This is a genomic window from Mycobacterium sp., from assembly GCF_965277065.1.
Lineage (GTDB): Bacteria > Actinomycetota > Actinomycetes > Mycobacteriales > Mycobacteriaceae > Mycobacterium.
On record NZ_CBDIBT010000017.1, the window covers coordinates 498,201 to 517,003 of the forward strand.

The 18,803-nt window shown below is 66.7% G+C and carries 22 protein-coding genes; 8 read left to right on the plus strand and 14 right to left on the minus strand.

Annotated features, from left to right (window positions below; all coding sequences use genetic code 11):
- Nucleotides 1-46: 46 nt before the first annotated feature.
- Complete coding sequence (locus ACQY5A_RS10905) at nucleotides 47-958, minus strand: DMT family transporter (protein ID WP_428340360.1); 912 nt, start codon at nucleotides 956-958, stop codon at nucleotides 47-49.
- Nucleotides 959-1,201: 243 nt separating this feature from the next.
- Here ACQY5A_RS10905 and ACQY5A_RS10910 point away from each other — a divergent pair, with 243 nt between their 5' ends.
- On the plus strand, nucleotides 1,202-2,530 hold the full coding sequence (locus tag ACQY5A_RS10910) for a DUF349 domain-containing protein (RefSeq protein WP_428340361.1): 1,329 nt from the start codon (nucleotides 1,202-1,204) through the stop codon (nucleotides 2,528-2,530).
- Here ACQY5A_RS10910 and ACQY5A_RS10915 read toward each other — a convergent pair.
- The 6 genes from ACQY5A_RS10915 to ACQY5A_RS10940 all read right to left on the minus strand — a co-directional run bounded on the left by ACQY5A_RS10915 (nucleotide 2,527) and on the right by ACQY5A_RS10940 (nucleotide 7,829).
- Nucleotides 2,527-3,141, minus strand: a complete 615-nt coding sequence (locus tag ACQY5A_RS10915) for an Rv2732c family membrane protein (protein ID WP_428340362.1) — start codon at nucleotides 3,139-3,141, stop codon at nucleotides 2,527-2,529. The genes ACQY5A_RS10910 and ACQY5A_RS10915 overlap by 4 nt on opposite strands.
- Nucleotides 3,138-4,670 (minus strand): tRNA (N6-isopentenyl adenosine(37)-C2)-methylthiotransferase MiaB, encoded by a 1,533-nt coding sequence (miaB, locus tag ACQY5A_RS10920; RefSeq protein ID WP_428340363.1) that lies wholly within the window; start codon nucleotides 4,668-4,670, stop codon nucleotides 3,138-3,140. The genes ACQY5A_RS10915 and miaB overlap by 4 nt, the downstream gene beginning before the upstream one ends.
- 43 nt (nucleotides 4,671-4,713) lie before the next feature.
- Nucleotides 4,714-5,241, minus strand: coding sequence for a recombination regulator RecX (gene recX, locus ACQY5A_RS10925; protein WP_428340484.1), 528 nt, complete (start codon nucleotides 5,239-5,241; stop codon nucleotides 4,714-4,716).
- Nucleotides 5,207-6,259: a recombinase RecA gene (gene recA, locus ACQY5A_RS10930; RefSeq protein WP_428340364.1), complete on the minus strand. Its 1,053-nt coding sequence runs from the start codon at nucleotides 6,257-6,259 to the stop codon at nucleotides 5,207-5,209. Before recA ends, recX begins: the two co-directional genes overlap by 35 nt.
- Before the next feature lie 189 nt (nucleotides 6,260-6,448).
- Nucleotides 6,449-6,643: a DUF3046 domain-containing protein gene (locus ACQY5A_RS10935; RefSeq protein WP_428340365.1), complete on the minus strand. Its 195-nt coding sequence runs from the start codon at nucleotides 6,641-6,643 to the stop codon at nucleotides 6,449-6,451.
- Between the two features lie 13 nt (nucleotides 6,644-6,656).
- Entirely contained in the window at nucleotides 6,657-7,829 is a 1,173-nt protein-coding gene (locus ACQY5A_RS10940) for a glycosyltransferase (protein ID WP_428340366.1), read from the minus strand.
- Nucleotides 7,830-7,868: 39 nt separating this feature from the next.
- Here ACQY5A_RS10940 and ACQY5A_RS10945 point away from each other — a divergent pair, with 39 nt between their 5' ends.
- Entirely contained in the window at nucleotides 7,869-8,291 is a 423-nt protein-coding gene (locus ACQY5A_RS10945; RefSeq protein ID WP_428340367.1) for a limonene-1,2-epoxide hydrolase family protein, read from the plus strand.
- A gap of 5 nt (nucleotides 8,292-8,296) precedes the next feature.
- A complete protein-coding gene (locus ACQY5A_RS10950) occupies nucleotides 8,297-8,686 on the plus strand; it encodes a DUF5313 domain-containing protein (protein WP_428340368.1) in 390 nt (129 codons plus the stop codon).
- A 75-nt stretch (nucleotides 8,687-8,761) separates the two neighbouring features.
- On the opposite strand, the gene pspM is transcribed toward ACQY5A_RS10950, so the two are convergent.
- The 5 genes from pspM to pgsA all read right to left on the minus strand — a co-directional run bounded on the left by pspM (nucleotide 8,762) and on the right by pgsA (nucleotide 12,016).
- The gene (gene pspM, locus ACQY5A_RS10955) at nucleotides 8,762-9,583 is read right to left on the minus strand and encodes a phage shock envelope stress response protein PspM (RefSeq protein ID WP_428340369.1); all 822 of its coding nucleotides are present in this window, start codon (nucleotides 9,581-9,583) and stop codon (nucleotides 8,762-8,764) included.
- A 15-nt stretch (nucleotides 9,584-9,598) separates the two neighbouring features.
- Nucleotides 9,599-10,426, minus strand: coding sequence for a phage shock protein PspA (pspA, locus tag ACQY5A_RS10960; RefSeq protein WP_428340370.1), 828 nt, complete (start codon nucleotides 10,424-10,426; stop codon nucleotides 9,599-9,601).
- 88 nt (nucleotides 10,427-10,514) lie between these two features.
- A complete protein-coding gene (gene clgR, locus ACQY5A_RS10965; RefSeq protein ID WP_428340371.1) occupies nucleotides 10,515-10,853 on the minus strand; it encodes a transcriptional regulator ClgR in 339 nt (112 codons plus the stop codon).
- A gap of 91 nt (nucleotides 10,854-10,944) precedes the next feature.
- On the minus strand, nucleotides 10,945-11,442 hold the full coding sequence (locus ACQY5A_RS10970; RefSeq protein WP_428340372.1) for a CinA family protein: 498 nt from the start codon (nucleotides 11,440-11,442) through the stop codon (nucleotides 10,945-10,947).
- Nucleotides 11,420-12,016, minus strand: coding sequence for a CDP-diacylglycerol--glycerol-3-phosphate 3-phosphatidyltransferase (gene pgsA / locus ACQY5A_RS10975; protein WP_428340373.1), 597 nt, complete (start codon nucleotides 12,014-12,016; stop codon nucleotides 11,420-11,422). Before pgsA ends, ACQY5A_RS10970 begins: the two co-directional genes overlap by 23 nt.
- A 111-nt stretch (nucleotides 12,017-12,127) precedes the next feature.
- Here pgsA and ACQY5A_RS10980 point away from each other — a divergent pair, with 111 nt between their 5' ends.
- A complete protein-coding gene (locus ACQY5A_RS10980) occupies nucleotides 12,128-12,649 on the plus strand; it encodes an amino-acid N-acetyltransferase (protein WP_428340374.1) in 522 nt (173 codons plus the stop codon).
- Nucleotides 12,650-12,716: 67 nt separating this feature from the next.
- On the opposite strand, the gene ACQY5A_RS10985 is transcribed toward ACQY5A_RS10980, so the two are convergent.
- Entirely contained in the window at nucleotides 12,717-15,206 is a 2,490-nt protein-coding gene (locus ACQY5A_RS10985) for a DNA translocase FtsK (protein WP_428340375.1), read from the minus strand.
- A gap of 138 nt (nucleotides 15,207-15,344) precedes the next feature.
- Between ACQY5A_RS10985 and ACQY5A_RS10990 the strand changes: the two genes are divergently transcribed.
- From ACQY5A_RS10990 to ACQY5A_RS11005, 4 genes are all read left to right on the plus strand, one after another.
- A complete protein-coding gene (locus ACQY5A_RS10990) occupies nucleotides 15,345-15,659 on the plus strand; it encodes a putative quinol monooxygenase (RefSeq protein ID WP_428340376.1) in 315 nt (104 codons plus the stop codon).
- Nucleotides 15,656-16,489: a mycofactocin-coupled SDR family oxidoreductase gene (locus tag ACQY5A_RS10995; protein WP_428340377.1), complete on the plus strand. Its 834-nt coding sequence runs from the start codon at nucleotides 15,656-15,658 to the stop codon at nucleotides 16,487-16,489. The genes ACQY5A_RS10990 and ACQY5A_RS10995 overlap by 4 nt, the downstream gene beginning before the upstream one ends.
- 6 nt (nucleotides 16,490-16,495) lie before the next feature.
- Nucleotides 16,496-16,627, plus strand: a complete 132-nt coding sequence (locus ACQY5A_RS11000) for a hypothetical protein (RefSeq protein WP_428340487.1) — start codon at nucleotides 16,496-16,498, stop codon at nucleotides 16,625-16,627.
- 73 nt (nucleotides 16,628-16,700) lie between these two features.
- A complete protein-coding gene (locus ACQY5A_RS11005) occupies nucleotides 16,701-17,138 on the plus strand; it encodes a hypothetical protein (RefSeq protein ID WP_428340378.1) in 438 nt (145 codons plus the stop codon).
- On the opposite strand, the gene ACQY5A_RS11010 is transcribed toward ACQY5A_RS11005, so the two are convergent.
- On the minus strand, nucleotides 17,125-18,801 hold the full coding sequence (locus ACQY5A_RS11010) for a ribonuclease J (protein WP_428340379.1): 1,677 nt from the start codon (nucleotides 18,799-18,801) through the stop codon (nucleotides 17,125-17,127). The genes ACQY5A_RS11005 and ACQY5A_RS11010 overlap by 14 nt on opposite strands.
- Nucleotides 18,802-18,803 lie beyond the last annotated feature (2 nt).

The window sequence follows — 18,803 nt, forward strand, 5'->3', positions numbered from 1 at the left end:
ACTGATGTCGGCCATGAAAACCCCGGCGCGGCGCGGCGCGGCGCGGTCAGCGATTCGACGGCTCTTTCTCAGACACGACCACGTCCTGACCGGCTCCGGCCGCGATGGTCGCCGCCTCGCCCCGGGCCAGGGCGATCGTGGAAATCACCACCAACACGCCCACGCCGAGCAACGTCCACAGCCGAGCGCCCCCGGCGTTCAGCGTCTCACCGAGAACCAGAACGCCGAGCAGCGAGGCGACTACCGGCTTGGCGACGGTCACCGTGGGCAACGACGCGGTCAATGCCCCGGCACGAAAAGCCGACTGCTGGAAGATCATCCCTGCCAGCGCGGCCGGCAACAGGCAGTAGGACTCCGGCGCGCGCAGAAATGCCCCGAAACCGCCCGATGCTGCGCCGACGGCGCCTTTGGTCAGCACGGCGAACAGCGCCAGCGACGAACCGGCCACCACCGCCAGCAGCACGGGCGCAACCGCGCTGCGGGCCCACAACCTCGCGCCCAGCACGCACACCACCAAGAGCGGACCCATCACGGCGGCGACCACCAGCCAACTGCCCAGCGAGCCCCGCGCGCGCCCGGCGTCTGGATCGCCTACTGTGACCAGCACCGCCAGCGAACCGGCCAGCATCACGGCCCACGTCCATTCCCACGGCGTGACCCGGTGATGGGCCAGCCGCGCGTAGATCGGCAGAGCGAACAGCAGCGCCGTGACCTGCAATGCGGTCACCAGCATCACCGAACCCAGCGCGAGCGCGCCGGCCTGCAGGCTGTAGTTGGCCACCGCGCCCAAGCCGCCCATCCACCACCGCGGGTCGCGCACCGACAGCCAGAAAAGCTCCAGGTGGCCGACGTCCTTATCGGTGATCTCCTGAGCCGATCGCTGACGGATCACGTCGCCGATTGCCGACGCCAACGCAGCGCACAGCGCGAGCAGCGCCGCCACGTCCGCCATCGACATCGTTCACCGTCCATTCATCTCCGATTTCGGCAACCAGCCTAAGTCGACGGGGCGACCTATCGCCGATCAGGCGTCGTCGCGGCCGGGTTTTCGGCTCACCCCGGCCGCCAACTCAAAACGCTCCGGCCAACAAGCTGCTTCAATACTGATGGGGCGCCTACGTGAGTGCCCCGTGTCGACGGCGCCGCAATGCGCGGCAGGTGCGCGGTCAATAACCGCGCGAAGGGTAGGTAACGGCAGTTCATGACGCCTGACGAGCCAGCTAACACGCCCCGGCCCATCCCGCGACCGGGACCGCGGCCGGGCCCCAAGCCGACACCACGCCCGCACGCCCACCCGGTGGTCGCGACCACAATGCCGGCCAGCGACCCGCACCGATTCGGCCGGGTCGACGCCGACGGCACGGTCTGGTTGATCAGTTCGGCCGGCGAGCGCATCATCGGCTCCTGGCAAGCGGGCGACACCGAGGCGGCGTTCGCCCACTTCGGTCGACGCTTCGACGACTTGAGCACCGAGATCGCGCTGCTCGAAGAACGCCTGACGGCCGGTACCGGTGACGCACGCAAGATCAAAGCCACCGCCGCGGGGCTGGCTGAGACGCTGCCGACCGCGAATGTGCTCGGCGATGTCGACGCGCTGGCGGCCCGCCTGACCAGCATCGCCGAGCATGCCAATGCCGCCGCTGCGGCCGACCGCAGTCGGCGCGACGAGCATCGCGCAGCCCAAACCGCGCGCAAGGACGCCCTGGCCGCCGAGGCGGAGGAACTGGGTAACGCCTCGACGCAGTGGAAGGTCGCCGGCGATCGGCTGCGCGCGATTCTGGACGAATGGAAGACGATCAACGGGCTCGACCGCAAAACCGACGACGCGCTGTGGAAGCGCTATTCCGCGGCGCGCGAGGCGTTCAACCGGCGGCGCGGATCACATTTCGCGGAAATGGACCGCGATCGGGCGGGTGCGCGCGAGGCAAAAGAAAAGCTCTGCGTCAAGGCCGAATCGCTTGTCAATTCCACGGATTGGGGCGCGACCAGCGCTGAATTCCGCAAGCTGCTCGTCGATTGGAAGGCTGCCGGCCGCGCAGCCCGCGACGTCGACGACGCCCTGTGGGCCCGCTTCAAGGGCGCCCAGGACACCTTCTTCAAAGCCCGCAACGGCGCGACCGCCGAACGGGATGCCGAATTCAACGCGAACGTGAGCGCCAAAGAGGCGCTGCTGGCTGAGGCCGAGAAGCTCGACGCCGGCAACCACGACGCGGCGCGGGCGGCGTTACGAACGATCGGCGACAAATGGGACGCGATCGGCAAGGTTCCGCGGGAGAAGTCTGCCGACCTCGAGCGGCGGATGCGCGCGGTCGAGAAGAGGGTGCGCGACGCCGCCGAGCCGTCCGGGCCCGACCCGCAGGCTCAGGCACGAGCGGAGCAGTTCCGCGAGCGTGCCGAGCAATACGAACGTCAGGCGCTGAAGGCTGAGGCCGCGGGCCGCACCAAGGACGCCCGAGAGGCCAAGGCCAACGCCGAGCAATGGCGGCAATGGGCTGACGCCGCGAACGATGCGCTGACCCGCAAGCGCTAGCCGGCCCCCGGCGTCTCGCCGTCGGGTTTGGGTGATTTCGCTGCGTCTGGGCCGTCGAGGGTTTCCAGCAACGTGCGGGCGTGTTGCTGCGCTGCGGACTGACGACGCTGTTCCTCGGCGGCGAGTTGCACGATCGTGCGTGACCACACCACCCGCGCCCAATGGAATGTCAGCAGGAGGATGGCGATCCATCCCACGATCAGCCCGATGCCGGGACCGGGATGTCCCGAGGCCACCGTCTGCCGTGACCAGATCGCCAGCAGCCCGGCAGCACTGGCCACCGCGGAGCCGGCCAGCGCGACCCAGGCCAGAGCCCAGCGCCGAGTCAACAGTGCCAGCATCGAGAAACCGACGCCGAAAACCAAAGCCAGCCAGCTGAATACGCGCGACGGCAGCGCGATTGCCGCCTTTCCGGCGCCATGCGTGGAAAACAACACGTCCCAGCCGCGCACGTCGCCGGTGTGCGGCAGGGCGAATGATCCGATCAACACGAACACCAGGATGGCGACGACCAGCGCGCGTGCGCCCGGTTCTATTTCACGGGCAATACGTTGTTCGGCCGCCTCGATGTCGTCGCGGAAGGCATCGAACTCGCCCGGTTGGCCGCTCATCGCGCGCACCCCAGCGCTTCAGCGGTCGCGGGTGGTTGCCCGATCGTCGGCATGCCGAGACCGGTGCCGCTACGGCGCGGGCGTTGCCCGGCAGCGTGAGCGTCACCGGCTCGCGTGCGGCGACAGTCGATGATGCCGGCGTCCGCGATCAGATGGTGCGGCGCGGCGCCCGTGACCGTAGTGATGACGACGTCACCCGGGCGTACCTGCCGCTCACCGGGCGCGAAATGCACCAGCCGCCCGTCGCGTGCGCGACCGCTCATCCGCGCGGTGCTGCTGTCCTTGCGACCTTCGCCGGTGGCCACCAGTAACTCGACGGTTCGGCCGATCTGGCCTTGGTTCTCTTCCAGCGCGATCTGGTCCTGCAGCGCGATCAATCGCTCATAGCGTTCTTGCACAACGGCTTTCGGGAGCTGACGATCGAGCTCGGCAGCCGGCGTGCCAGGACGCTTGGAATACTGGAACGTGAACGCGTTGGCGAAGCGGGCCTGCCGGACCACATCGAGCGTGGCGGCGAAATCTTCCTCGGTTTCACCGGGAAAGCCGACGATCAGGTCGGTGGTGATCGCGGCGTGCGGCATGGCCGCTCGTACCCGGTCGATGATCCCTAGGTAACGCTCGGCCCGGTAGGACCGCCGCATCGCACGCAACATCCGGTCCGAGCCAGACTGCAGCGGCATGTGCAGGGCCGGGCAGACATTCGGGGTCTGCGCCATCGCTTCGATGACGTCGTCGGTGAACTCAGCGGGGTGTGGCGAGGTGAATCGCACCCGTTCCAGCCCGTCGATGCACCCGCACGCGGTCAACAACTCGGCGAAGGCGCCACGATTGCGCGGTATCTGCGGGTCGGCGAACGACACCCCGTAGGCGTTGACGTTTTGACCCAGCAGGGTGACCTCCAGCACGCCGTCGTCCACCAGCGAGCGCACCTCGGCGAGGATGTCGCCTGGGCTGCGGTCCACTTCTTTGCCCCGCAGGGCCGGGACGATGCAGAACGTGCAGTTGTTGTTGCATCCCACTGAGATGGAAACCCAAGCGGCGTAAGCGGATTCGCGGGCGGCCGGCAGCGCCGAGGGAAACTCCTGCAACGCGTCGGCGATTTCCACCTGCGCGACCCTGTTGTGCCGGGCCCGTTCGAGCAGCGTCGGTAGCGATCCGATGTTGTGGGTGCCGAACACGACATCGACCCATGGTGCTTTGCGCAGCACGTCGTCTTTGTCCTTTTGGGCCAGGCATCCGCCGACCGCGATCTGCATGTCGGGGTTGCTCCGCTTTTGCGGCGCCAGATGACTGATGTTTCCGTAGAGCTTGTTGTCGGCGTTCTCCCGCACCGCGCAGGTGTTGAAGACCACCACGTCGGCGTCGTCGCCGTCCGGAGCCCGCTGGTAGCCAGCCGCTTCGAGCAGACCCGCCAGGCGCTCGGAATCGTGGACATTCATCTGACATCCGTACGTGCGGACCTGGTAGGTGCGCTGCGACGGCGACGACACCGCTAAGGGCGCTGCATCCGATGCCACCGTAGACGTCACTGGGCCATGGTACGGCGGGACGGCATCGCGGCGTTCGGCCAACCTAGACCCGCCTGCGCTCGCGCTCCCCCGCCAACTCGACGCGAGCCACGTCGAGGGCCATGCTCTGGCTGAAACCGCGTCGCGCGAGCATGCCCATGAGTCGGCGGGTCACCCGGGCATCGGCGGCTTCGTCGCTGAGGTCCTCGCGCCGTAACTTCTTGCGAACCAGTTCTTCGGCGCGGCCACGCTCATCGGCGGGATAGATGCCGCCGAGCACCGACGTGATCACCTCTTTGTCGACGCCTTTGGTGTGCAGCTCAGCGGCCAACGCGCGCTTGCCTTTTCCTGCGTTGGCCAGCCGGGAGTGCACCCACTGTTCGGCGAAGTCGACGTCGTTTAGCAGCCCGACATCGGTCAGCCGGTCCAGCACCCGGGTGCTGACCTCGTCGGGGTAGCCGCGCTTGGTCAGTTGGCCGGTCAGCTCGGCGCGGGTACGCGCCCTCGCGGTGAGCAGGCGCAGGCACAATGCCCGCGCCTGCTCATCGCGAGAAGGCTCAGAAGTCGACGGGGGCGGGCAAGACGTCGACATTTGCGGGCTCATCCGTCACTACCGCGCCGATACCGAGCTTTTCTTTGATCTTCTTCTCGATCTCGTTGGCCACGTCGGGGTTCTCCATCAGAAAGTTGCGGGCGTTCTCCTTGCCCTGCCCCAACTGCTCGCCCTCATAGGTGAACCACGACCCCGACTTACGGACGAAGCCCTGATCCACACCCATGTCGATCAGCGAGCCTTCGCGGCTGATGCCCCGGCCGTAGAGGATGTCGAACTCGGCCTGCTTGAACGGCGGCGACACCTTGTTCTTGACGACCTTGACCCGGGTGCGGTTGCCGACCGCATCGGTGCCGTCCTTGAGTGTCTCGATCCGTCGCACGTCCAGACGCACCGACGAGTAGAACTTCAAAGCTTTACCACCCGTAGTTGTTTCGGGCGAGCCGAACATCACGCCGATCTTCTCGCGAAGCTGGTTGATGAAGATCGCCGTCGTGCCCGAATTACTCAGTGCACCGGTGATTTTCCGGAGCGCCTGGCTCATCAGCCGGGCCTGCAGGCCGACGTGGCTGTCGCCCATCTCACCCTCGATCTCGGCGCGCGGCACCAATGCGGCCACCGAGTCGATGACCAGGATGTCCAGCGCGCCCGAGCGGATCAGCATGTCGGCGATCTCGAGGGCCTGCTCGCCGGTATCCGGTTGGCTGACCAGCAGTGAATCAGTGTCCACGCCCAGCTTGCTGGCATAGTCGGGATCCAGCGCGTGCTCGGCGTCGATGAACGCCGCGATGCCGCCTGCGGCCTGGGCGTTGGCCACCGCGTGCAGTGCGACGGTGGTCTTACCCGAGGACTCCGGGCCGTAGATCTCGATGATGCGGCCGCGGGGCAGGCCGCCGATGCCTAGGGCGACGTCCAGCGCGATCGACCCGGTCGGGATGACCGAGATCGGTACGCGCACTTCGTCACCAAGGCGCATCACCGACCCTTTACCGTGACTCTTCTCGATTTGGGCCAGTGCCAATTCGAGGGCCTTTTCGCGGTCTGGGGCTTGTGCCATGGTGCTACCTCTCGGTGTAGTCGTTGTTCGCTTTGACCGGTCTTGGTCAGTTGGCCGTGACGTTAAAGCAGCCCACCGACAAGTCGGGCCCGTCGAACAATCACCACAGTAACGAACACCTGTTCGAACGCAAGGAGGCGCGCCGCTGGCGTGTCTCGCGTCGGCGGCCTGGCGCTGGACGCGGTTAGTTCACCACTGCTCGCGGGGCACGTCGAAGTCGACACACAGTGCCCGCCAGACGTCGCGCGGCTCGATTCCGTCCTCGATCGCCTGCGCGGCGGTGCGCCCATCGAACCCGGTCAGCACGTGATCAGCCAGCACAGAGGTGCCGTAAGTGGCGCCGAATCGCAGGGTGACCCGCTCGTTGAATTCCGTGAGTCGCACCCCGCCAAGCTACCTACTTGGCGGGCGTCAGCGCCTGATGGCACACCTGCACGGGGTCGGCCACATCGGCGGCGCTGGCCGCTGCGCACTGTGCGGCGGCGCGGTAGGCGGGTGTCGCCAGCACGTCGGCAGCCGCACCGGCCAGCGCCTCCCCCGTCAACGGCCGCACCAGCCGCCCGCTACCGTGCCGCGCCACCCGGTTGGCGATCTCCCACTGGTCGCCGCCGCCGGGGACCATCACCAGCGGCACGCCCGCCAACAACGTCTTGGCCACCATCCCGTGGCCACCGCCGCAGATCACCAGATCGGCCTCGGCGAGCAGATCGTCTTGCCGGCCCAGCCCGGCCACCGCCCACGACGGCAACCTCAGCTCCGGACCGCCCAGCCGCGACACCACCACCCGGGCGCCGGATGGCAGCCCGGCCCCGGGCACCAAACTGTCCAGGGCCGTCTCGGCCATCCCCTTCGCTCCGGTCGTCGCCGTCGACGGCGCAACAACCACTACGGGCCCCGAGCCCGACGGAATGGACAGCACCTGCTCGGTCGGCTCGAAGTGCAATGGACCCACCACGACGGCCTCGGCCGGCCAGTCCGGGCGCGGAACCTCCAGGGCGGGCAACGTCGCGATCAGCCTGCGCAGCGGGCCGGGATCGCGTGCCGGCAAACCGATTTCGGTGCGGGCCTGCGATCGCTGCCGGTCACCGGCCCGCAGGGACCGCGCCGTCAACGCCCGCATCGTGGCGTCACGCAGCCGGCCGCGAATCCCGGTGCCGGGCGCCAGTCCACTGCCGATCGGCGGTAATCCCGCGGACGGCCGGTAGAGCGGGTGCGGGTTGAGCTCGATCCACGGGATCCTCAGCAGCTCCGCGGCCATGCCGCCGCACGCGGTGATCACATCGGACACCACCAAATCCAGCTGCATCGCCTGCAGCTGAGGGAGGTTCAGCACGGCCATTCGCGCGGCCCGCTGGTTGATCTTGGCGCCGGCGTCGCCGTCGTCGTCGTCCGCGGTCGGATCCAGCCCGACCAATTCCACAGCGTCGACATCGGCGGCACGGGCGGTGTCCAGCCATTCGGTGCCAGTCAGCAGCGTGGGTATATCGCCTGCCGCCAGGAATCGCCGGCACAGCGCGATCGCCGGAAAGGAGTGCCCGGGGTCCGGTCCGGCCACCACCGCGACGCGCATCGCCCTACCCTGCCACAGCGACTGGTTAGGCTGTTGATCATGACCGAGCTGACTCTCGACAACACCCGCACTGTGGAGGTCTTCCTGCACGCACTGCAGGACGCCGACCTCGACACCGCAGGCGCTGCGCTGGCCGAAAATCTGGTGTACCAGAACGTCGGATTGCCAACCATTCACGGACGTCGCCGGGCCATGAAGCTGTTCAGCTCGCTGGGCGGCGCCAGCGGCTTCGAGGTAAAGATCCACCGGATCGCCGCCGACGGCGCCGCCGTGCTCACCGAACGCACCGACGCGCTGATCTTCGGCCCGCTGCGGCTGCAGTTCTGGGTGTGCGGCGTCTTCGAGGTCCACGACGGGCAGATCACGCTGTGGCGCGACTACTTCGATTTCTTCGACATGTTCAAGGCGACCCTGCGTGGCATCGCGGGCCTCGTGATCCCAGCACTGCGGACGTCGCTCTGACGGCGATGACTGCAAGCTCCGTGCGGCCCAACGCACTTCAGTTCATCCGGTACTGCTGCGGCGGCCGGCTGCCCGACTCGATGCGGGACTGGGTGCGCAAGGATTTGACCAGTAAGGGCGCGACGGGCCGGATGATGCGGCGGGTCGCTGTCCCAGCGGTGCTGGTACTCATCCCGTTCTGGCTGATCCCGACGACGCTCGACGTGCACCTGAGCATGACGCTGCCGATCCTGATCCCGTTCGTCTACTTCTCGCACGCGCTCAACAAAGTGTGGCGTAGGCACATGCTGCAGGTGCATGGCATGGACCCGAATCTGGTTGACGCACAACGCAGTAAGCGTGACGAGCAGATGCGCCAGTCGTACATCGAGCGGTACGGCCCCCGGGACGATTGACGAATAGGCCCGAACGCCCCGCCAGCCGGGCGCTCGACGTCGAATGTGCGGCCCGCCGGGCGTTCGACGTAACGGCTACGCTCGCCGCGGCAGCCCGCCGAGTTCATCAAATGCCCGCGACCAGCCGATCAGTCGATCGGTCGCGCCGGCCAGTTCGTCGCGGTAGCGCTGACGCGATGCGACCAGCGCGGCGCCGGCGTCGGCGTTCGCGGATGACACCAATTGGGCTGCAGCGGTGACCATTTCGTTGTACTGGCGCACCCCGGCGCTCAACTGCGCAGTGAACGCGTTGATCGTGGGCGCCAGGTAGGGGCGGGACTGCGAAGTTGCATTGGCCGCACGTTCCATCGACACCACTTCCGCGGCGGTGGTCGCCATCGCAGCCGAACTCTGCTTGGCCGCTGCGGTCAGATCACGAATCTCGGTGTCGGGCAGCATGTTGCCGCGCTCGATGACGCCGAGCAGCGAGAAGAACCCTCGCTCGGAGGCGCCGAGCGCGTACATCGCCGGCCGTGCCGCCGAACTCGGAGGCGGCAGGCGCCGGCTATTGGTGGGCCGCTGCGCGGGCAGCGGATCGGCTCTCAGCCACCGGTAGCGGATCAGCAGCAGCGTAGCGATCATCGCTTGCACGACCGCCACTCCCCCGGTGATCTCCAGCAGCAGCGCGAACCATCCCCACGCCGCCAGGATCGCCGTCACCACGCCCCAGAACACGGTGCCGGCGGCGAAGATCAGACCCCAGCGCAGCGCGCGCCGGCGCCGGCGCAGCTGTCGCTCTCGGGGATCGGTTGCAGAGCTGATCTTTTGGAAGATCAGCTCGGAGAGGTCGCTGGCCGTGTCGAGGCCGCGCAGCAGAAGCGTCCGCCATACGCCGCTGTGGCCGGACTGCACTGCCATGGGCTTGGTCGTCCCCTACTGACCGAGAGGTTTCTCGGTCGGCGTGGCCTGCGGTGCCACGGCCGGGGTCGCGGGAGCGACCGTGGGATCGGCGGTCGCCGACCCGCCGGCCGGCAACGCGTCACCACGCATCGACGCCCGGATCTGCTCCAGACGGGAGTGACCGGCCATCTCCACACCGGCCTGTTGGACCTCGATCATGCGGCCCTGCACCGAGTTCTGCGCGAGCTCAGCCTGGCCCAGCGCGTTGGCGTAGCGGCGTTCGATCTTGTCGCGGACCTCGTCGAGGTTCGGCGTGGTACCCGGCGCGGCGATCTCGCTCATCGACCGCAACGACTTGCTGACCTGCTCCTGCATCTTGGCCTGCTCGAGCTGGCTGAGCAGCTTGGTGCGCTCGGCGATCTTCTGCTGAAGCACCATGGCGTTCTGCTCGACGGCTTTCTTGGCCTGCGCAGCGGCACCGAGCGCCTGGTCGTGCAGCGCCTTGAGGTCTTCCACGCTCTGCTCGGACGTCACCAACTGGGCTGCGAACGCCTCGGCGGCGTTGTTGTACTCGGTGGCTTTGGCGGAGTCGCCCGCGGCGGTGGCCTGATCGGCGAGTGTCACAGCTTGACGGACGTTGACCTGCAGTTTCTCGATGTCAGCCAGTTGACGGTTGAGCCGCATCTCGAGTTGACGCTGGTTGCCGATCACCTGCGCGGCTTGCTGGGTCAGTGCTTGGTGCTGACGCTGCGCATCCTCGATGGCCTGCTGGATCTGGACTTTCGGGTCGGCGTGCTCGTCGATCTTCGCGTTGAACAACGCCATGACGTATTTCCACGCTTTGACGAACGGATTGGCCATCAGTTAGCTCTGCCTTCGTGTGTCGATGTATGCCGTCAGGCTCAACTTATCGTCTCCGCCGCAATTGCCACACCCTTGCGTGTCGTGATCAGGCGATAGCTAGGGCGGCGACCGGGGGAATGACGACCTTGGTGCTGGCATCGATACTCGTGGCGATCGGCGAGCCGACCTTGGTCGACTCCTGCGCCGCCTTCTGGCCGAGCAGCTGTTCGCTGGCGTCCGTGAGCAACTGCGACAGCGGAAAGTCCAGTGCATTGCAGATCGCGCTGAGCAGCTCGCTGGATGCCTCTTTGCGGCCGCGCTCGACCTCGGAGAGGTATCCCAGGCTGACCCGGGCAGCGTCGGAGACCTGTCGCAGTGTCCGACCCTGGTTGATGCGGGCTTCACGCAGTACGTCGCCGAGAACCTCGCGTAGCAATGACGGCATCGCGCTCTCCTTACGTCCGGTCAGCTTGATTCTTCATCAGCTCAACGCACCCGGCGCGGCCATTGGTTCCCGGCTGGATTCATTCGACCCGTTAGGCCGCTTCGACAAGTGCCCGCAGTCGGCTGATCGACTCGCGAACCGCTGAGAGTCGGATATCCCAGCGCGTCCCGGACAGGTGTAGCTCGACCACTTCGACGGCAGCTGTTTCACCGGGGCCAGCCAAACCCAGGAACACGGTGCCCACGGCATGGCCGCCGTGTGGCTCGGGTCCGGCGACGCCGGTCAACCCCACACCCCAGGTCGCTTCGCAGCGTTGACGTGCACCGACAGCCAAGGCCCGAGCCGTCGGGGCCGCGACAGGTCCGACTTCTTCAAGAATCTGCGGCGCAACACCGGCCAGCGCGATTTTGGTGTACTCGGTATAGGTGACCAGGCCACCGCGCAGTACCTCACTGGCGCCGGGCACGCCGGCGAGCGTTGCCGCCAGCAGCCCCGCCGTGAGCGATTCAGCGGTCGCGACGCTCTGTTGGCGAATCCTCAGATCGGCGACCAGCCCACGCGCGTCCTCAGTCAGCAGCGGGTCGTCCACGGCTGTCTCTGACAGCGGAAACCACGTAGTCCAGTCCCGTGACCACGGTCAGCACGATCGCGGCCGCCATTATCACCCAGGCGACCACCAGCCACGTCCCCGATACCGGCAGCACGTACAACCCGATCGCGACGGCCTGGACGAGGGTCTTGAGTTTCCCGCCGCGGCTGGCGGGGATGACGCCGTGACGCAGCATCACAAACCGCAGCACGGTGACCCCGACTTCTCGGGCCAGGATGACCACCGTCACCCACCAATGCAGGTCGCCGAGCATCGACAACCCGATCAGCGCCGCGCCGATCAACGTCTTGTCTGCGATCGGGTCGGCCATCGTGCCGAATTCGGTCACCATCCCGTAGTTGCGAGCCAGCGCACCGTCGAAGCGATCGGTGATGACCGCGACCGCGAAAACGACGAAAGCGATGATGCGGCTGGGGGTTTCGTGCCCGTTACCGGCGAACAACGCCAGCAGGAAGACCGGCACCAACACCAATCGCAACAGCGTCAGGACGTTGGCGAGGTTGGTGACCCGCACGCGCGGAACCACCGGACCTGACTGCGGCTGCCCCGACACCGCAACAGAATATCCGTAACCGGGCTCATCAGCTGTATTGCCCGCTCCTCCTCATCGCGCCACGCGCTCTGCATCGTCGCCGGGCGGGGCCAAACCGATACTCTGCATTTCGTGAGCGCTGCGAGCGAAGCACCTGCCGACGAGCCGACGATCCGGCGCGCGCACACCTCCGACGTCCCCCTGATCAAGCGGCTCGTAGACACCTACGCCGGCAAGATCCTGCTGGAAAAAAACCTGGTAACGCTCTATGAGGCCGTCCAGGAGTTCTGGGTGGCCGAGTACGAGGGCAAGGTGGTCGGCTGCGGAGCGCTGCACGTGCTGTGGTCAGACCTCGGCGAGGTTCGCACCGTGGCCGTCGATCCCTCGATGACCGGCCGCGGGATTGGCCATGCCATCGTCGACCGGCTGCTGCGCGTCTCCCGCGACCTGCAGCTACAGCGGCTTTTCGTGCTGACCTTCGAGACTGAGTTCTTCGGCAGGCACGGGTTCACCGAGATCGAGGGCACCCCGGTGACGACCGAAGTGTTCGCCGAAATGCAGCGCTCCTACGACATCGGTGTCGCCGAGTTCCTCGACCTGAGCTACGTCAAGCCCAACACCTTGGGTAATTCGCGAATGCTGCTGATCCTTTAGTCGCCGAGTGCCCGGCTAGCGGAGCGCTAGGAGCCGAGTGCCCGGCTGGCGGAGCGCTCCAGCCCGGCTACCCGTCGTCGTCGGACCCGTCGGCGTTGGAACCGCCACGGATCAGCATCAGCGTTCCGGCCAGATCCTCGGGCTTGACCAGCACGTCGCGGGCTTTGGATCCCTCGCTGGGTCCGACGATTTCGCGGGTCTCCATCAGGTCCATCAGCCGGCCGGCCTTGGCGAATCCGACCCGAAGCTTGCGCTGCAGCATCGATGTCGACCCGAATTGACTCGACACCACCAACTCGACGGCTTGCAGGAACACGTCCATGTCGTCGCCGATGTCGGGGTCGACGTCCTTGCGCTCGCCGGTGGACTTGGCCGCGGTGACGCCCTCGGTGTATTCGGGCTCCGCTTGTTCCTTGCAGGCGGAGACGACGGCCTGGATTTCCTCGTCGGAGATGTAGGCGCCCTGTAGCCGCACGGGCTTGCCGGCCCCCATCGGCAGGAACAGGCCGTCACCCATACCGATCAGCTTCTCCGCGCCGGCTTGGTCCAGGATCACTCGGCTGTCGGTCAGCGACGAGGTGGCGAACGCAAGACGCGACGGCACGTTGGTCTTGATCAACCCGGTCACCACGTCGACCGATGGCCGCTGGGTGGCCAGCACCAGGTGAATGCCTGCGGCACGGGCCTTTTGGGTGATCCGAACGATGGCGTCCTCGACATCACGCGGGGCGGTCATCATCAGGTCGGCCAGCTCGTCGACGATCGCGACGACGTACGGGTAGGGCCGGTATTCGCGCTGGCTGCCCAGCGGTGCGGTGATCTCTCCGCTGCGGACCTTCGCATTGAAGTCGTCGATGTGACGCACCCGGGATGCCTGCATGTCCTGGTAACGCTGTTCCATCTCCTCGACCAGCCACGCCAGCGCCGCCGCCGCCTTTTTCGGCTGCGTGATGATCGGCGTGATCAGGTGCGGAATGCCTTCATATGGCGTCAGTTCGACCATCTTCGGATCGATCAGGATCATCCTGACCTCTTCGGGGGTGCAACGAGTCAACAGCGACACCAGCATCGAGTTGACGAAGCTGGACTTTCCGGATCCGGTGGAGCCGGCGACCAGCAGGTGCGGCATCTTGGCCAGGTTGGCCGAGATGAAGTCGCCTTCGATGTCCTTGCCCAGACCGATCACCAGCGGGTGGTGGTCGCGGCGCGTCGCCGGCGCGGTGAGAACGTCGGCGAGGCGCACCATTTCGCGGTCGGTGTTGGGCACCTCGATGCCCACCGCGGACTTGCCCGGGATCGGCGCGAGCATCCGGACGCTCTCGGTGGCGACCGCGTAGGCGATGTTCTTCTGCAGCGCGGTGATCTTCTCCACCTTCACGCCTGGGCCCAGTTCGACCTCGTAGCGCGTGACGGTCGGTCCGCGAGTGCAGCCGGTGACCGCGGCGTCGACCTTGAACTGATCCAGCACCGAGGTGATCGAGTCGGCCATCTGGTCGTTGGCGGCGCTGCGTTTCTTCGGCGGATCGCCCGCTATCAGCAGGTTCAGCGACGGCAGTGCGTATGAGCCCTCGACGATCCGGTCCACCACGAGAGTGTCTTGCTTGGCGGCCGCTTTGGGCTCACGCTTGCGGCCGCGCGACACCGCGGGCTCCGGCACCGTCGGGCTCTCGTCGACCGCCACGGCGCTCGACGGCCACGCCTGGGCTGCCGCAGCGTCGTCATAGGCCGACGGATCGTCGTAGTAGCCGTCGGAAAAGTCCTCGGCGACATCGCCTTCGACGGCTTCGTCGTCGTAGTAGACATCGTCGCCGTCGCGATAGTCGAACATCCGGGTGCCAAACATGGTCCGCACGGTGTCGGGCACCTCGCGAATTGTGGTGCCGGTCAACAGCAATAGGCCGAACAACACACCAATGAACAGCAGCGGCGCGCAGATCCAGGCGGTCAGCCCTTCCGAAAGCGGTCCCCCGATGGCGAAGCCGATGAATCCTGCGGCGTGTGCGCGTCCTGCCGGCGTGTCCGGCGAACCGGCCCACAGATGCCACAGCCCCAGTGCCGGCAGCGCGACCATCGCCGCGCCCAACACGAGCCGTGGGCGGGCCTCGGGGTTCGGCTCGGTGCGCATCAACAGCAGCGCAACCGCAGCAATGGCGACGGGCAAAACCCCAACGGCGGAGCCGATGAAGATCCGCACCACCGAGTCCACCCAGGCGCCGACCGGTCGGGCGGCGTGGAACCAGGAACTCGCGGCGATCACGACAGCAACACCCAGCAGCGCCAGGGCAATACCGTCGCGACGGTGACCCGGATCGATCTCGCGGGCCCGACCCACCGACCGCGCGGTGCTACCGGTCCCCTTGGCCAGCATCAGCCACGTCGCGCGGACCGCTCGGCCCGCGGTGAGTCCCGCGCCGGCCACCACACCGTGATGACGCCGCCCGGCCGGCCGGCGCCGAGCGGGCTTCTTCCGCGGCCGCGCCGATCGAGCGTCGCTTCGCGGAGCCGCCTTTGACCTGCTGGTTCGAGCTCCTGAGCGCACGACAGTCTTGCTAGGCATGGGGCAAGCGTAATCGCAAATACACCATCCGCACCATCCGCCACACTGGTTACCTCAGCGTTACCGTCGAACCGGCGATTCAGCGGGGAAAACAGCTGGGTAGGGTGACAACCGTCACTCTTCGTCCAGGAGGCCTGAATGCCCGTCGTCGTCGTCGCCACCCTGACCGTCAAGCCCGAATCAGTCGACATCGTTCGTGACATCCTCACGACAGCGGCCGCGGAGGTGCACGAAGAGCCCGGTTGTCAGTTGTATTCGGTGAACCAATCCGGCGAGACGTTCGTCTTCGTCGAGCAGTGGGCCGACGAAGACGCGCTGAAGACGCACAGCAGCGCCCCGGCGGTTGCCAACATGTTCAGCGCGGCCGGCGAGCACCTGGCCGGCGCCCCCGACATCAAGATGCTGCAGCCCGTTCCGGCCGGCGATCCCGACAAAGGAGTGATTCGCCGGTGACCGATGCCGGCCCGGCAGGGCCGCTAGCGGGGAAAGTCGCGCTGATCACCGGCTCTGCCCGCGGTCAGGGCCGCGCCCACGCGGTCCGGTTGGCAGCTGAGGGCGCCGACATCATCGGGGTCGACATCTGCGCCCCGATCGCCAGCGTCCCCTATCCGCTGGCGACCACCGAAGATTTGGCCGCCACCGTCAAACTCGTCGAGGACACCGGAGCACGAATCGTTGCCAAGGAGGCCGACGTCCGCGACCGCGCCTCGCTGTCGGCCGCGGTGCAGATCGGCATCGACGAACTCGGCCGCCTCGACATCGTGGTGGCCAATGCCGGCATCGCGCCCATGCAGTCGGGTGACGACGGCTGGCACGACGTCATCGACGTCAACCTGACCGGGGTCTACAACACCATCAAGGCCGCGATACCGACCATGATGCGACAAGGGGCCGGCGGATCCATCGTGCTGATCAGTTCCGCGGCCGGACTCGCCGGCGTGGGTAGCGCCGACGCCGGCTCGGTAGGCTACGCGGCCGCCAAACACGGCGTGGTCGGCCTGATGCGTGTGTACGCGAATTTGCTTGCCCAGCACAATATTCGGGTCAATTCGGTTCACCCGACCGGGGTCGAGACACCGATGATCAACAACGAGTTCACCCGCGAGTGGCTGGCCAAAATGGCTGCCGCGACGGACACCCCGGGCGCTATGGGCAACGCGTTGCCGGTGGAGGTGCTGCAGCCGGAGGACATTGCCAACACCGTGGCCTGGCTGGTCTCCGACCAGGCCCGCTACATCACTGGCGTGACCCTGCCGGTCGATGCGGGCTTTCTGAACAAGTAGGCCGAGATGCCACAAAATCCCGCGGCGCAAACAGCTTTCGGCCCGATGGTGCTGGTCGCCGTCGAGCAGACCGAACCGACCGGCCGCCCCCTCACCACCTCGCCGATCGAGTGGACGGCCTATGCCGAGAAGACGTAGGCGAGTAGCGCCCCGACACGCCGTGACGTGGGCATTCCCACGGCACGGCGGCCGGCAGGGCCATACTCCATACGTGGCCAGCGACGAGGCTGTCCCGCTACCGGGAATACCGCCGGGGGCTGTTGCCGAACCGGCGTACCGCTACCTGTCAGCACATCAGGCCGCTGTACTCGACGCCGCCACTCGCGGTTTGGATCTCGGCTCGCAGGACGACCCGGACGAGCATCGCGTGATCATCTACGTCGACCGGCTGCTGTCGGTGCTCAACGTCGCGCCGGGCGGCCTGCATGTGGTGGGATCGCTACGACAGCGGGTGGCCGAACTTCGCAATCAATACACCGGCGGGATCGCCCTACTCGATCAGCTGGCCGGCGGCGATTTCACCACGGCGTCGCCACTGCGCCAACAACTCATCCTGGCGCGCAGTCAGCTGGCCGCGTTTGTCGGCATGCTGTTCGGCCACATCATCGAAGCGATGGGCCTGCTCGACGCCGAGGTCAGATTTCGATAACAGTCGGCACGATCATCGGCTGGCGGCGGTAGGTCTCCCCCACCCATTTGCCGACAGCGCGCCGGACTGCCTGCGCGATGCGCGTTGGATCGGTGACATTCTGTGCCGCAAGCGATTCCAGCTCCGCTTCGACCTTGAGGACGGCGGGCTCCAGCGCCTTGGGGTCCTCGGAGAAGCCGCGCGAATACAGCAGCGGCCGTGCGGCCGGCACGGCGGTCTCGCGCCGGACCACCACGGTGATCGCGATGAAACCCGAGGAAAGAATGAGCCGTTCACCCAACGTCGTGTCACCGACGTCCCCGGTGATCAAGCCGTCGACGAACATCTTGCCGACCGGCACCGCACCCGCGATGCTCACCGCGCCGCCGACCAGGTCGACGCTGACGCCGTTCTCGGCCACCACGATCGACTCTTCGGGCACACCGGTACTCGCGGCAAGTTTGGCGTTCGCGCGCAGCATCCGCCAAGTGCCATGCACCGGCATCACATTGCGTGGGCGGATCCCGTTGTAGAGGAACAGCAGCTCGCCAGAATAGGCGTGACCCGAAACATGCACTCGGGCTTGCTGATTGGTGACGACCCGAGCCCCGATCTTGGCCAGCTCGTCGATGACGCCGTAGACGGCCTCCTCGTTGCCCGGTATCAACGACGACGACAAGATGATCAGGTCCCCGGACGTCAGCGTGATGCTGCGATGCTCGCCGCGCGACATCCGCGACAGCGCCGCCATCGGCTCGCCCTGTGTTCCCGTGGTGATCAGCACCACCTGGTCGGCCGGCATCATCTCGGCGGCGCCGATTTCAACCAGGTCGGATTCGTCGACTTGCAGGAATCCCAGATCGCGCGCTATTCCCATGTTGCGCACCATCGACCGCCCGACGAAGGACACCCGCCGGCCCAATGCCGTTGCGGCATCGATGATCTGTTGCACCCGATCCACGTTGGAGGCAAAACAGGCGACGATGACGCGACCGTCCGCACCGCGGATCAGCCGGTGCAGCGTCGGCCCGATTTCGCTTTCCGAGGGCCCGACGCCGGGGATCTCGGCGTTGGTGGAGTCGCACAGGAACAGATCCACCCCGGAGTCCCCGAGCCTGGACATGCCCGGCAGATCGGTGGGCCGGCCGTCGAGCGGCAGCTGGTCGAGTTTGATGTCGCCGGTGTGCAGCACGGTTCCGGCACCCGAGCGCACCGCGATGGCCAGCGCGTCGGGAATGGAATGATTGACCGCGAAGTACTCGCACTCGAACACTCCGTGCGTGCTGCGCATCCCCTCTGCCACTTGGATGAACACCGGCTTGACCCGGTGCTCACGGCATTTCGCCGCTACCAGGGCCAGGGTGAACTTCGAGCCGACGACCGGAATGTCGGGACGCAGCTTGAGCAGGAACGGAATCGCCCCGATGTGGTCTTCGTGTGCGTGAGTGAGAACCAGCGCCTCGACGTCGTCGAGTCGGTCTTCGATGTGACGCAGGTCGGGCAGGATCAGGTCGACGCCGGGCTCGTCGTGGGTCGGAAACATCACCCCGCAGTCGATGATCAGCAAGCGGCCCAGATGCTCGAAAACAGTCATGTTGCGACCGATTTCGCTGATTCCGCCCAGCGCTGTCACCCGCAGACCACCTTTGGCCAACGGACCTGGCGGCTGAAGGTCTACCTCCACTG

Coding starts and splice junctions, on each gene's coding strand:
- ACQY5A_RS10945 (WP_428340367.1), top strand. CDS start 7,869: ATGACCGAGCTGACTCTCGACAACACCCGCACTGTGGAGGTCTTCCTG.
- recX (WP_428340484.1), bottom strand. CDS start 5,241: ATGTCGACGTCTTGCCCGCCCCCGTCGACTTCTGAGCCTTCTCGCGAT.
- pspM (WP_428340369.1), bottom strand. CDS start 9,583: ATGGCAGTGCAGTCCGGCCACAGCGGCGTATGGCGGACGCTTCTGCTG.
- ACQY5A_RS10940 (WP_428340366.1), bottom strand. CDS start 7,829: ATGCGCGTCGCGGTGGTGGCCGGACCGGACCCCGGGCACTCCTTTCCG.
- clgR (WP_428340371.1), bottom strand. CDS start 10,853: ATGCCGTCATTGCTACGCGAGGTTCTCGGCGACGTACTGCGTGAAGCC.
- ACQY5A_RS10915 (WP_428340362.1), bottom strand. CDS start 3,141: ATGAGCGGCCAACCGGGCGAGTTCGATGCCTTCCGCGACGACATCGAG.
- ACQY5A_RS10910 (WP_428340361.1), top strand. CDS start 1,202: ATGACGCCTGACGAGCCAGCTAACACGCCCCGGCCCATCCCGCGACCG.
- ACQY5A_RS10905 (WP_428340360.1), bottom strand. CDS start 958: ATGTCGATGGCGGACGTGGCGGCGCTGCTCGCGCTGTGCGCTGCGTTG.
- ACQY5A_RS11000 (WP_428340487.1), top strand. CDS start 16,496: ATGCCACAAAATCCCGCGGCGCAAACAGCTTTCGGCCCGATGGTGCTG.
- ACQY5A_RS10950 (WP_428340368.1), top strand. CDS start 8,297: ATGACTGCAAGCTCCGTGCGGCCCAACGCACTTCAGTTCATCCGGTAC.
- ACQY5A_RS10990 (WP_428340376.1), top strand. CDS start 15,345: ATGCCCGTCGTCGTCGTCGCCACCCTGACCGTCAAGCCCGAATCAGTC.
- ACQY5A_RS10985 (WP_428340375.1), bottom strand. CDS start 15,206: ATGCCTAGCAAGACTGTCGTGCGCTCAGGAGCTCGAACCAGCAGGTCA.
- pspA (WP_428340370.1), bottom strand. CDS start 10,426: ATGGCCAATCCGTTCGTCAAAGCGTGGAAATACGTCATGGCGTTGTTC.
- recA (WP_428340364.1), bottom strand. CDS start 6,259: ATGGCACAAGCCCCAGACCGCGAAAAGGCCCTCGAATTGGCACTGGCC.